This is a genomic window from Chryseobacterium joostei, from assembly GCF_003815775.1.
GTDB lineage: Bacteria > Bacteroidota > Bacteroidia > Flavobacteriales > Weeksellaceae > Chryseobacterium > Chryseobacterium joostei.
Genome location: NZ_CP033926.1, coordinates 1,043,546 through 1,056,166 on the forward strand (window position 1 = coordinate 1,043,546; position 12,621 = coordinate 1,056,166).

At 33.2% G+C, this 12,621-nt stretch carries 11 protein-coding genes; 5 read left to right on the forward strand and 6 right to left on the reverse strand.

The features are described 5' to 3' along the window. Positions 1–1,491, reverse strand: a complete 1,491-nt coding sequence (locus EG359_RS04910; protein WP_076351405.1) for a phytoene desaturase family protein — start codon at positions 1,489–1,491, stop codon at positions 1–3. A gap of 907 nt (positions 1,492–2,398) precedes the next feature. On the opposite strand from EG359_RS04910, the gene EG359_RS04915 reads away from it, so the two are divergent. Genes EG359_RS04915 through EG359_RS04935 form a run of 5 tightly spaced genes read left to right on the forward strand, consistent with a single transcriptional unit; the run spans position 2,399 to position 7,908 of the window. Beyond that, positions 2,399–3,406: a LacI family DNA-binding transcriptional regulator gene (locus EG359_RS04915; RefSeq protein ID WP_076351403.1), complete on the forward strand. Its 1,008-nt coding sequence runs from the start codon at positions 2,399–2,401 to the stop codon at positions 3,404–3,406. A gap of 53 nt (positions 3,407–3,459) precedes the next feature. Then, entirely contained in the window at positions 3,460–4,374 is a 915-nt protein-coding gene (locus tag EG359_RS04920) for a carbohydrate kinase family protein (protein ID WP_076351401.1), read from the forward strand. Then, positions 4,325–5,629 carry an L-fucose:H+ symporter permease gene (gene fucP / locus EG359_RS04925; protein WP_228434877.1) on the forward strand — a complete coding sequence of 435 codons (1,305 nt, stop codon included), beginning with the start codon at positions 4,325–4,327 and terminating at the stop codon, positions 5,627–5,629. Before EG359_RS04920 ends, fucP begins: the two co-directional genes overlap by 50 nt. A gap of 5 nt (positions 5,630–5,634) precedes the next feature. Next, positions 5,635–7,044 (forward strand): carbohydrate porin, encoded by a 1,410-nt coding sequence (locus tag EG359_RS04930; protein WP_076351399.1) that lies wholly within the window; start codon positions 5,635–5,637, stop codon positions 7,042–7,044. Positions 7,045–7,062: 18 nt separating this feature from the next. Beyond that, a complete protein-coding gene (locus EG359_RS04935; RefSeq protein WP_228434875.1) occupies positions 7,063–7,908 on the forward strand; it encodes a sugar phosphate isomerase/epimerase family protein in 846 nt (281 codons plus the stop codon). A 364-nt stretch (positions 7,909–8,272) separates the two neighbouring features. On the opposite strand, the gene EG359_RS04940 is transcribed toward EG359_RS04935, so the two are convergent. The 5 genes from EG359_RS04940 to EG359_RS04960 all read right to left on the reverse strand — a co-directional run bounded on the left by EG359_RS04940 (position 8,273) and on the right by EG359_RS04960 (position 12,543). Then, entirely contained in the window at positions 8,273–8,947 is a 675-nt protein-coding gene (locus EG359_RS04940) for a HEAT repeat domain-containing protein (RefSeq protein ID WP_076351397.1), read from the reverse strand. A 341-nt stretch (positions 8,948–9,288) separates the two neighbouring features. Further along, positions 9,289–9,750 (reverse strand): hypothetical protein, encoded by a 462-nt coding sequence (locus EG359_RS04945; RefSeq protein WP_076351393.1) that lies wholly within the window; start codon positions 9,748–9,750, stop codon positions 9,289–9,291. Between the two features lie 158 nt (positions 9,751–9,908). After that, positions 9,909–10,247 carry a hypothetical protein gene (locus EG359_RS04950; RefSeq protein WP_076351391.1) on the reverse strand — a complete coding sequence of 113 codons (339 nt, stop codon included), beginning with the start codon at positions 10,245–10,247 and terminating at the stop codon, positions 9,909–9,911. Positions 10,248–10,292: 45 nt separating this feature from the next. Continuing rightward, the gene (locus EG359_RS04955; protein ID WP_076351389.1) at positions 10,293–11,954 is read right to left on the reverse strand and encodes a DKNYY domain-containing protein; all 1,662 of its coding nucleotides are present in this window, start codon (positions 11,952–11,954) and stop codon (positions 10,293–10,295) included. Between the two features lie 142 nt (positions 11,955–12,096). Continuing rightward, on the reverse strand, positions 12,097–12,543 hold the full coding sequence (locus tag EG359_RS04960) for a hypothetical protein (RefSeq protein WP_076351387.1): 447 nt from the start codon (positions 12,541–12,543) through the stop codon (positions 12,097–12,099). Between the last annotated feature and the right edge of the window lie 78 nt (positions 12,544–12,621).

Here is a 12,621-nt window from a genome sequence, read left to right on the forward strand (position 1 = left end):
TTATTTTATTTTTAGTTTATTAACTTCAGCCGCCACAATTTTCCCTGAAATTACCGATGGAGGAACTCCTGGCCCCGGAACCGTTAACTGTCCTGTATAGAAAAGATTCCCGATCTTTCTATTTCTTATTTTGGGTTTTAAGACCGCTGTCTGGGATAAAGTATTGGACAATCCGTACGCATTACCCTGATAAGCATTATAATCTGAAATAAAATCGCTTACACAATAACTTCTCTTATATTCAATTCTGGAAAAAAGATTGGGTTCACCGGTATGCTTTTCAATTCTACAAAGCATTTCCTTAAGATATTTTTCTCTTACAGATTCCTCATCATGTATTCCAGGCGCAAGAGGCAACAGTAAAAAAAGATTTTCACAACCTTCAGGAGCTACATCCGGATCTGTTTTGGAAGGACAGCATGAATAAAAAAGCGGTTCAGAGGGCCATTTCTTATTTTTATAAATACAGTCTATATGATCATCAAGTTCGTTTTCAAAAAACAGGGTATGGTGCTTTAAATGGGGAATTTTTCCTTTTATCCCCAGATAATAGATAAGACAAGAAGGAGCAAAGGTTCTTGTTTCCCAATAGGCATCATTATAATTTCTGAGTGACTCCGGGATTAATGTTTCTGTATGATGATAATCCGATGAAGCAATTACTGCATCAAATTCATAATTTTTACCATCTATTGTTATTGAAGCCACTTTCCCGTTTTCTATATTTATTTTTTGTACATCATGATTAAAATGAAAGGTTACCCCTTGTCTTTCCGCCACTTCCTTCATGGCGAGAACAAGCTGATAAAACCCTCCCATTGGGTATTTTGTTCCCAAAACATAACCTCCGTAATTCATAAGACTGTAAAGAGCAGGAATATGCTGTGGGGATGCTCCAAGAAATATAACCGGAAATTCCATCAGGAATCTGAGTTTCGGATCAGTAAAATAATTTGAAACATATTTTCTGAAATTACTTAAAAGATCAAGCTTCAGCGCACTGCCTGCTATTTTTAAAGAAGCAAATTCAAGCCAGTTGTAACATGGTTTTGTTACAAAATCTTTCATTCCTACCTCATATTTAAATTGGGCAGCTTTCATAAATTTATCATACTGGCTGCCTGCTCCGGGTTCTATTTTCTCAAATAAGTCACGTATGTCTTCATTTTTCTCAGGAACCGAAACCTTTTCTTTTGAAAAAACCATATCAAACTGAGGATCCAAGGAAATAAGATTAAAAAAATCAGATGCTTTATAACCAAAATCAGCGAAAAAACTTTCTATAATATCAGGCATCCAATACCAGCTTGGCCCCATATCAAAAACATACCCTTCATCTGTTTTAAATTGTCTTGCCCGTCCGCCAGGCTGATGGTGCTTCTCAAATACATGTACCTCATTTCCGGATTTCGCAGCATAAGCAGCAGCAGAAAGTCCGGAAAACCCAGCACCTATTACTGCAATTCTTTTTCCTAAGTTTCCAGTATTCATTATTACTTATTTAATAGTTTTATAGCACTTTTACTACTTAATCATTTCAACTTTTCATATGCAATATCTAACAGATCTATGGTTTCCTAATTCATACAATAAAAAGAATCATGAAATTGATCCAATTTAGAAAGTATGACTATGAATAGCATTTGCTCAGAATGGGTCAGGTTACCTACTAGATCAAAATTCAAGTCAAATAATTTAGTATACAAATATACCAATTAAGAGATATAAATGTACTTTATTTTCTTTTTATTTATAAAATATTGAAATCCTACCGGATCATTTAAATACTTTACAAAATATAAAACAAACAAAAACAAAACACAATATACTGCAATACAATAAATTAAAACAAAACCCTCTATAAAAAAGACAGACTAAAAATAAATATAACCTCATACTCCAATAACAAATAATTAGTATATTAATAAACTAATATATATTTTAAAAAATTAGAAGTTTTTTAATGCCCAATTAAATACGCATTAAGAATTGTTTATTCCTTGAGGAATAAATTCTATTAACACAGCTAGAAAGAGGCAACTCTAAAGTATTTCGGTTTGGACAGAAAAATAAGAAGCAGTAGTAATAACGATGATTAAAAAATCTTCTTGAGATTATACATTTAATAATGTAAAAGTTTTTAATAGTATGAAAATCCTATAAAAATATAATTAAAAAATAATGAATAAACGTTTAACCAAATTTAATAGCAACTCTATTATGACGTAACGATTTGTTAACATTAAAATAACTGATTTATTATAAATAATTAAATAACAGTACTTTAAATTAAAAATAAAAAATCTGCGAAATTACATTATTTTCTTAAACCACAAAAAAAATATTGCTATTGTTTTTTTACTATTTTATGAAATACTTTTGTGCCTTAAACAATTAAATGAAAAGACCTTCTATAAAAGATATTGCTACATTGGCAGGAGTTTCCGTAGCCACAGTATCTTATGTTCTCAACAGAAAGGAAGGACAGCGTATCAGTGAGGAGACGCGAAAAAAAATTTTTGAAATCGCTGAAACGATTAAGTATACTCCCAATAAGATAGCAAAAAGCCTTAAAACCAATAAAACGAAGCTTCTGGGACTTATCGTTGCAGATATTTCCAATGAGTTCTATTCAAACATGGCAAGAAGCCTGGAAGATAGAGCCTTAAAACTAGGCTATACTCTCATCATTGGCAGTTCTGATGAAAATGCAGAAAAATTTAAAAAACTTACAGAGCTTTTTTCCCAACAACAAGTGGACGGGATGATCGTTGCTCCGGTATCCGGTTCAGAAAAAATACTTGAAAGCCTTATCAATATTAAATACCCAATTGTAACTATTGACAGATATCTTAAAGGGGTTACCCTTCCTGGGATTACGATTGATAATCAGGAAATAGCAGAGCGTACAACCAGCTTACTGATCAGTAAGAATTTTAATAAAATAATATATGTAGGTTACAAAACTGAACTTCCACACCTGCTGGACCGTCAGCACGGTTTTGAAAAAGCGGTAAAATATTCAGAAAAACCAGTTGAAGTACATTATCTTTTGGTAGGATTAGAAAATATAGCAGAAGAAGTGCATTTGCAGTTGCAAAAGATGCTGGAAAAAACACCGGAAAATACAGCTCTCTATTTCTCCAGTAATAAACTTGCAGTTGCAGGTCTTTCCTATCTTGTTAAAAATAATATAAAAGTTCCTGAACAAGTATCTGTAGTAGCATTTGATGAAACTGATGCCTATGACCTTTTCCCAACTGAGATCACCTATATTCAACAGCCTATCAAAGAAATGGCTGAAGAGGCTATTAAGCTACTGGATGGGCAGATCAACAATTATATAGAAACAGGAAAAAGGATTACATTATCAGCAAAGCTGATCTCTAAAGCATCCTTAAAATAACCAAATTTACAATCAAATATTTTTTATAAATTAACTTAAACGTTTAACCAAACATGAATACAAATAAAACTTACTATGTCGTATGCTTTGGGGAGGTTCTATGGGATATCTTCCCCTCCGGTTCCAGAGCTGGTGGTGCCCCATTTAATGTAGCTTACAATCTCTTCAAAATGGGAATTGATACAAAAATGCTCAGTAGGATCGGAAATGATCAATTAGGCCATCAGCTTCTCAATCAAATTGATCAATGGGGAATAACAACAGATTTTATACAGGTAGATAAGGAAAGGCCTACAGGAACTGTACTTGCTGATTTTGATGAGCATGGAGAGGCTCAATATGAAATTGTAAAGGAAGTAGCATGGGATTACATAGAGGCTCTTCCGGAACATAAAGAGTTGATTCATAACTCTAATGCATTTGTTTTTGGAAGTTTAATCGCCAGAAATGAAGCCTCCAAAAAAACGTTACTGGAACTTTTGGAACATTCAAAATTCAGGATATTTGACGTTAATTTCCGCCCTCCATTCATTGATTTTGAATTCATTAAGAAACTATTGCACAAAGCTGATCTTGTTAAAATGAATAAGGCAGAACTTAGAACAATTCTGGACTTTCTCGGCGTAGATTATATTGATGAAGATACAAGTATCAGACATCTTCAGGATTATTTTAACCTGAATGAAATCATTCTTACCAAAGGGAGTAAAGGTGCCAGATATTTTGTAGGCAGTACCTCCTATAATTTTCCGGCAGTTCATATTGAGATAGCAGACACGGTAGGAAGTGGAGATTCTTTTCTTGCAGGATTTCTGTCTAAAAGGATTCAGGGAAGATCGCCGGAAGAGATTATGAAGCAAGCTACATCATTAGGTGCTTTTATCACTTCAAAATCAGGAGCATGCCCGGATTACACCTATGAAGAATTTAGAACATTCAGAGAAAATAACTGCTATAAAACTTCTTAAAACAGATACTATGACTACTCCAAAATTTACAGATAAGAAATATTATATTGTCCTGTCTTTTGTTATCTCTTTATTCTTTTTCTGGGCTATTGCGCTTACAATGGGTGATGTGCTTAATAAGCATTTCCAGAATGTTCTTCACATCTCAAAATCAAAATCAGGACTCGTACAGCTTTCCATCTTTGGTGCGTATGCACTTATGGGCATTCCGGCAGGTGTTTTCATGAAAAGATTTGGCTATAAATCCGGTGTCATATTAGGGCTTTCACTTTTTGCCTTGGGAGCTTTTTTGTTTATTCCGGCAGCTGATGCTTCTTCATTTGATTTTTTCAGATTAGCTCTTTTTGTGCTTGCCATGGGAATGGCAACGCTTGAAACCGTGGCCCATCCTTTTGTAGCTGCTTTGGGTGATGAAAGGACGAGTGATCAGAGAGTGAATTTTGCTCAGTCTTTTAATGGTTTAGGAGCTATCATTGGTCCTCTTTTGGGTGGATATTTTATTTTTGGAACTCCAGATTCAGGATCAGATTCTCTGGATTCTGTAAAAAACCTTTATACATGGATTGGTATTGTGATTTTGATGATTACTATTATTTTCAGTTTCATCAGAGTACCAGATCTCAAAGATCCTCATGCAGAAGACATCCTGATTTCAGAAAATGAAAAAGGTGAAGATGAATATGTTTCAGATCCTCATGCGCCTCTCTATAAACAGAGACATTTTATATTTGCTGTCATTGCACAGTTTTTTAATATTGCTGCACAAGGGGGAACATGGGCTTATTTTATCAATTATGGGGTAGAAAAAATGCATCTTCCTGAAATACAAGCCTCCTATTATTTTTCTTTGAGTATGGCCATGATGATGATTGGAAGGTTTATCGGCACTTTCCTGATGAGATTCATTGCACCCAATAAACTGCTGGCTATATTTACAGCATGTAATATTGTTCTTTGCCTGATTATTTCCCAAAGTTTCGGCTGGGCTTCATTTATAAGCCTTATTTTACTCAACCTGTTCCTGAGTGTAATGTATCCTACCATTTTCAGTCTTGGTCTTAAAAGGTTGGGATCAAAGGTCCAGCAAGCTTCATCATTTCTGGTTATGGCGATGTTTGGAGGAGCTGTTTTCCCCCCGCTAATGGGTAAGATTGCAGAAAAAGATATTGCCCATGCTTATCTCCTTCCTATTCTATGCTATGCGGTCATTTTATTGTTTGCATTAAAATTTTATAAGCCTAAAACCTTTAAATAATCCCTATGAAAACAAAGATTCTATGGGCCTGGTGCATTTTACTTATATGTATCAGCTGGGAAATTAATGCCCAGATTACCATAACCAACAAGAAATTTTCCTTTGGAACAACCGGAAGAATCGGCGTTGGATATTCTCCGAATGCAGATGGAAAGACAGGAAGACAATTAAACCTAAATAATCAGGGATCTTTAGGCGGTAGAATGGATCAGGGAGATTATGTTGACTTTTTACCTACTTTCCATTTTAGTCCCGTGGTCAATGGTGACAGTACAAAAAGTACAAAGATAGACATGCAGGCAAGATTAAGCTTTTACTCCGGAGGAACTTTTCTTGGAAATGTAGATTCAAAATCTAATCAGGGGATGATTATAGCCTTACCGGAAGCATTTGTAGAGGCTAGGAACATTATGGGAAGCGATTGGGACGTATGGGCCGGATCAAGATGGCTGAGATATGATGACATTCATATTGCAGATTACTTTTATTTTGATGACCACTCGGCAACAGGTTGGGGAATAAGACACAAGAATACCCGATTTTCTATGTTTTTTCCTGCCGCTATTGACACCGCAGCCAGTAACTCTACTCCATATTCTTATACCAATGTCATTAGTGGATCAAAAAACCTGATCTACAGACAAAGGGAGGTATTTGTTCTTGAACAGACATTTCCTTTTAAAAATTCAAGGCAAACGCTGAAGTTACTCGCAGAGTTTCATCATGTAGAAAAATCAGGAGAAAATTCCATAGAGCAATATCCATCTGATCGAGGCTGGGTTTTCGGAGCTAAATTAAATACCAATCTAAATACAAAGATTCCTGGTTCATTCAATCAGTTTTCTGTGAGATACGGAACCGGAATTGCCAATGGCGGAGACAATGGAAATACGCAGACCTGGCGGACCTATGGAGCACCTGATGAGCTAACCAAAACCTATAAAGGAGCTTATTCTCTTACAATCGTTGAGCATTTCCTTTGGAATATGTCAAACCGATGGTCGCTTAATCCCTATGCCGTTTTCACCAGAAGTAAAGGAGGATCAACCAGTAAGGATAAAGCTCTAGATTATTACAACCGTGAAATTTTCAATACAAAAACAGAATTTAATACCGGAATAAGAGCTACATACTATATTAACAACTGGCTCCATATCCTTTCTGAACTACACTATGCTTCCAGAAAAAACGGAACAGAGGATGCTGCATCAATGATGAAGCTGGTTTTGGCTCCCACCATTGTTCCTACTGCAGAACGAAGTGTATGGGCACGACCTCACATCCGTTTTATTGCAGAAGTATCCAGATATAATGATCATGCTATGAATAGTCTTTATTCACCATTTTTACAGCAGTCAGGTGCTAAAAGATTTGGGACTTATTTCGGAATACGAACAGAATGGTGGATTTTTTAAAAGTAAAATAAAGAAAATATGATGAATATAAAACTAGGGGCTTCCCTACTCTCCTGGATCACCCCGTTATGGAATGCAGAATCAGGAAAATATGCCATAGAAAAAACCGCAGATAACGGGTTTGATCTCATCGAAATACTGCTGCCCAATTCAATGGAATTTGATGCAGCCACGGTAAAAAAACAGCTCAAAGAAAATCATCTGGAAGCCATATGCTCATTAAACCTTCCAAAAGATGCTCATATCGCATTTTATCCTGATGCTGCGGAAAAACTCATCAAAAAAGCAATCGATAAAGTGCATGAACTGGAAACCAATCTTCTGGCTGGGGTTCTGCATGGAGGAATAGGAGCTTTTACTGGAAAGCCACTCACGGAAAATGAAAAAGAAATCATTGCCGAAGTTTGGTGTAATGTGGCAGATTATGCCCGAGTGAAAAATGTAGATATCGCCATAGAACCTATTAACCGCTATGAATCCTATGTTTGTAATACTGCAGAAAACGTCTTGGAGCTTATTAAGAAGACAGGAAAAAATAATCTCTTTGTCCACCTTGATACTTTTCATATGAATATTGAAGAAAACAATTTTTATGACCCAATTATCAAATCCGGAAAAATGCTGAAACATATCCATGTTACAGAATCTCACCGTGGTATGTTGGGAGAAGGAAATGTAAATTGGGAGGCATTTTTCTCTGCACTAAAAGCAATCAATTTTGAGGGAAATCTGGTTCTTGAAAATTTCAGTTCTTCAGTTCCGGGAATGCAGGAAAAGGTTTCATTATGGCAGCAATCGCCTTATAATGCGCAGGAGCTTGCTGAAAGAAGTCTTGCTTTTTTAAAGAAACATATAGAAAAATAATCAATCATCCACTTATGTTTTTGGTAATTATTTTGAAAGTAAAAAAGCTCCTAAAAAAGGAGCTTTGTGACTGCAGAGGTTCAGTTTTCGAACACTTTTGTAGAAGATTTGAATAAACTCACAGAACTTTCTAGAATCGATATCTATTTAAATATCATCTAAAAATACAGATTAAAAAAACATTTATAAAAAAATACACTTGAAAATACATTGTCTTTTTTGGCTTATAGCAAAATATAATAATTAATAAAACTCCAGTAGAGAGCTAAACTATGCTATTACCAAATAGAAATATGATACAAGCAAATTAATATCTATTTTCGTTTTTTTGCTTCAAAAAATCCTTGTGCTCATTGTTTAATTTTTAATTCAATTTTTTCAGAGCAATTTCGATTGCTGTTTGTCCATTTGGCATTACAGAATTTTTCATTTCGATTAATTTTTCTTTTGCAGGCTTATATTTGTGAAAACCCAGAATTTGAATTGCTCTCTCTTGGATATACATATCTTCATCATCAAGGAATGGATAAATGCTATCTTCAATTTCTTCTACTGAAGTCAATACAATAATTGAATATGCAATTTGTAATCTTACGTCTTCATCATTTTCTGAATGAAAGTTGGTTTTAAGTTCTTCGATTATTTGTTTTCGTTCGATAAATTCCGGTGGATTTTTAGAATTAGGAAAATCGAATGAAATTTCTTCTAAATCGTAAAAATCGTAAGCCTCTGGATTTTCATCAATTACTTTTAGAAAGCTAGAAATATCTTTAAATTTCGGTTCTAAATTTGGTTCGTCGTGGCTTAAATAGCAAATCATTCCTTTCATTGGTCCGCTAACATTAATACACCAATAATTTGAGTCTTCATCTGTTAACAAAGCAACCAGATTTTTATAAATCGGAAATTGACTAAAATAATTTTCCATTTCGCCAAACTCTGCATCGTCAAGCAGAACGAATCCGTCTCTTGATTGAAAAGCTTTTAATTTCTCTATTTCCGAAGTGTTTAAGTCAAATTTATTTAATTTTTCAATCATAGTTTTATAGTATTAACGATCGTTTTTTTTACGATTTATCAATTCAGTTTTCAATAAGTGTCTTTCCATATCTTATTATCAAATTGTCGTTTTTTGGTTTAATAAATTATTCAATTGGTTGTGACAATTTTTGATACGCTTGTTCTTTTGTTAATTTATATAAATCCTCAAACTCACTTTTTCTTTTTGATGGATTAAATTTCACTTTCCAAAGGCTTTTAGAAAGGAAATTAATATGCATATTCTTTTTATTTTCTACATCATATAAACTGTCGACGATTTTTTGAGGAATCTGAATAGATGTTTTGTGATGTAAATTCTCCTTTGACTCCAAAAATTCATCAACTATTTTTTTTGTACGTAATAGAATCTAATGACATATTGAGTGCTTTAGCCGGAATTATATTGTATTTGTACACATAAAATGTTTTTGGTAGCAAAGGAAATAATTCCCCTCTACTGTACAACTCTTCGAGCGTTAAACCATCAGTACTTAAACCCTCTACATTTATTCCATTTTTATCATAAATCATAAACTGCGGATGATGGTCATAATTAATAGATTTAAAATAAAAATTGGGCTTTTTGAGAATTGTAGTTGAATAATTTACAATTTGTATCTTGTAAGGTAAGTAAACCAGTAAACTGTCATTTTTTTTATTTGTATAATCTTTATATGGTAAAATTTTGACAGGAATGCTTTTACTTACTTCAATTTCATTTACAGTTATTCTAGGAAAAAAGAACAAGTATACTGAAATTAAAATTATGATTAGTAAAATAGCAATAATGATTTTTTTCATTTTGTGAATAGTATTGTTTTTAGATTATACCATTGGGATGAATGGGAGAACAATTGTTGAACTTTACAGTTTCGTTCCACTACTAAAAAAACCTTTGTTGAAAGATTTGAATAAATTTAAATTTGAAAATCTATCTCGAAAAATCAGACAACAAATATTTATTTAATGCTATGTGAAGGAACTTTGGATTTTAAAAATTCAAAGACATCATTTGTTTTTCGGGAAAACAAACTGAGTTGTTTTTCTGTACCATTTTGAAGCAATATTTTCATAATGATAACCTTAAAAAAAAGAAAACCTCCCTTTTTCAGAAAACTTACTTCATCATATTTGAAAGAACAATTTTGACGTTGGCTCTTGGCTGCCAATCCCTTGGTCAAATTATCCGTTGCGTTTGGGACAAAAGAAAACTCATCAGCAAAATAATTCATCTTTCCTGTACTTTGTCCTCCTGCATAATGGAGTGTGGTGTAAACACTATCGCCTGTTTGTATCATTTTAATTTTGTTTTTTTTAGTTTGTTCAATTATTTGAATATAAAATCAGTTTTCAAAATTTTGTTTTAGGTTGGGAATCCATTCTTGTTGGTCCGGAAGTTCATTTCCTAAATTTCGGATAGTTACATTATCCGAAATCTGAACAAGCCAATATCCCTCGATATTTTTGAAAAGATAATAGTTTGAACCCGGACTTCTATCTTGGCTACAACCTCTTCTGTAACCAGTGAAAATACCCAATAATTCTATATTTTTAGATTTAATAATTTTGTGATGATAATGATACAGATAGTTTTTATCCTTTAAAAAACCGTTGAAAGTTGGTTCTAAAGTTTCCTTGTCCAAACCATCTATCACTTGCAATCCTACTCCTCTACTATAGTTGTAAACATTTTTGGTATCTTTATAGAAAACCCCATTTACACTACCGAATGTTCCCGCATCAGCAATCGTTTTTTTACCATCCCAATAGATTGTATTGCCGGATTTGTATAACAAATAATCATAGGTTTCATCAACTTCGATTTTAGAATTTCCAACTTTATCAAGTCTTAATTTATTTTCTTTTGCCAAATTGATTTGTTCAGAAGTTAGATTTTCATACAATTTTTTGTTCCAAGGGTCATAAGCTTGATTTTCGTACATAATATACCTTGAGTCATCTGTAATGAAAAGATTGTCCTCGCTGATGGGCTTGTTATATTTATAAGGAAATTTCACGTAAATAACTTTCTTATCAGCTTCAATCCATTCCCGCTCATAAACTCCATTTTTATCGAAACAAAAATCTGAGTGTGGGAGCATTCCAAATGTTTTGGCATCAAAGTTATTTTTAAGGTCATTATCTCTTGAGTAAACCTTTTCCCCGTCTGAAAGATAGGCTCTGTTTACCTGATCCCAAACTTTTATATTTTTTAAATTTTCTTTTTTTACAGGCAAAACTGCTGTACCATAATACGCATTGTTATCATCTACAGAATAGCTTCTGGAAAGTCCTCTCAATGTTTTTGCATCAACATTTGGATGGATAGTAAAATTGTCATTATTTCTAGTTAAAACAAATGCAGAAGTCTTCAAAAAAACATCGTTTACAGGAATTATTTTTTCGTTTTTGTAGGTGATGATTTCGCCATTTAGATAAGCGTTATTCTTATCAAAAGTAAATTCATTACAGGATTTTTGTACAGATGAACCATCGGAATTTTCTATCCTCTTGTCAAAATAATAGACATAGTTTTTGTCTTTAAAATAATAACCATTGAAACATTCAACTGCCTGAAAGGTTTCTACATCTGAAACGGATATTTTCTTGTTGTTTTTATACACCGTATCTTTTATTTTCCAAAGCACTTGGGGATTTTCATAATCATTATTTCTGCCAATAATCTTAAATCCGGTGGTATCTGTTTTAATTTTTTCTCCTCGGAAATAAACTCCATTTTTATCTAATGCAAAAAATTCTCTTTCGTTATGTTTTGGAAACCGGAAGGATTTCATATCAGGCTGTAAAACTTTCCGGCTATTACAATTTTCATAGACAACAAAATCTTTATTAACCAAATACATATCTTCATCAATATAATCACAACCAAACGATGTGACTTTCATATTTGCACTAATAATTGGCTCTATAATTTTTATTCTATTTTTTTCCTGAGCCATTCCTAAAAAAGGAAGAATAGAGAATAGTATCAATATTTTTTTCATTCAAGTTGTGTTTTTTTTATGCTGAGAGTTAGCAATGATGGAGCAATATTTCGTACAAAAGTTAAACCAAATAATTAGCTTTGAATTTTATCGTTTACTTCTCCTAACGCATACTTTATTGGAAATTGCTTCTAATGATTTATTAAAATTCGGAACCTTTATCCCAAACAAAATCCTGAATCGGAATCCATTGCCGGTTTTTTCTTTCATACCAAACCGTAAAAAATTGGTTTTCGCTGATTTCCCAAGTCACTTCTTTGATGATAATATCTTTTTTTTCAATTTCTTCGGAAGTATGAATTTCCGACAACCCGTCCCGAATTCCTGCAAGCCAACTATCATTGTCGCCCATAATGAAAGTCTCAGATTCTATTGGAAGATGTTTTCGGATTACTCCATTTTTCGAGTATAAACTATCCATAAAATCATCATATTTTTTTCCTCTGATTTCTTCCGGCAATACGAAACGGTTACTGTTAATAATTTTCGATTTTTCATTTTTCGAAGTTAAAAATTCATCCGTTATTTTGTCTTTGCATTGTTGCAGAAACAGTGTTACGAAAATCAGAATGGGGAATTTTAGTTTCATCTTGTTTTGTGTTTTCTCATTCAAATTTATTCAAAAACCATTAAAATTTCACTTATCATTTACAATTCGCTGTATTTA

What these genes read in the sequence shown, in the direction of transcription:
- EG359_RS04920 (WP_076351401.1), top strand. Translation starts at nt 3,460, where the DNA reads ATGAATACAAATAAAACTTACTATGTCGTATGCTTTGGGGAGGTTCTA.
- EG359_RS04945 (WP_076351393.1), bottom strand. Translation starts at nt 9,750, where the DNA reads ATGAAAAAAATCATTATTGCTATTTTACTAATCATAATTTTAATTTCA.
- fucP (WP_228434877.1), top strand. Translation starts at nt 4,325, where the DNA reads ATGAAGAATTTAGAACATTCAGAGAAAATAACTGCTATAAAACTTCTT.
- EG359_RS04940 (WP_076351397.1), bottom strand. Translation starts at nt 8,947, where the DNA reads ATGATTGAAAAATTAAATAAATTTGACTTAAACACTTCGGAAATAGAG.
- EG359_RS04960 (WP_076351387.1), bottom strand. Translation starts at nt 12,543, where the DNA reads ATGAAACTAAAATTCCCCATTCTGATTTTCGTAACACTGTTTCTGCAA.
- EG359_RS04915 (WP_076351403.1), top strand. Translation starts at nt 2,399, where the DNA reads ATGAAAAGACCTTCTATAAAAGATATTGCTACATTGGCAGGAGTTTCC.
- EG359_RS04930 (WP_076351399.1), top strand. Translation starts at nt 5,635, where the DNA reads ATGAAAACAAAGATTCTATGGGCCTGGTGCATTTTACTTATATGTATC.
- EG359_RS04910 (WP_076351405.1), bottom strand. Translation starts at nt 1,491, where the DNA reads ATGAATACTGGAAACTTAGGAAAAAGAATTGCAGTAATAGGTGCTGGG.
- EG359_RS04935 (WP_228434875.1), top strand. Translation starts at nt 7,063, where the DNA reads ATGATGAATATAAAACTAGGGGCTTCCCTACTCTCCTGGATCACCCCG.
- EG359_RS04950 (WP_076351391.1), bottom strand. Translation starts at nt 10,247, where the DNA reads ATGATACAAACAGGCGATAGTGTTTACACCACACTCCATTATGCAGGA.
- EG359_RS04955 (WP_076351389.1), bottom strand. Translation starts at nt 11,954, where the DNA reads ATGAAAAAAATATTGATACTATTCTCTATTCTTCCTTTTTTAGGAATG.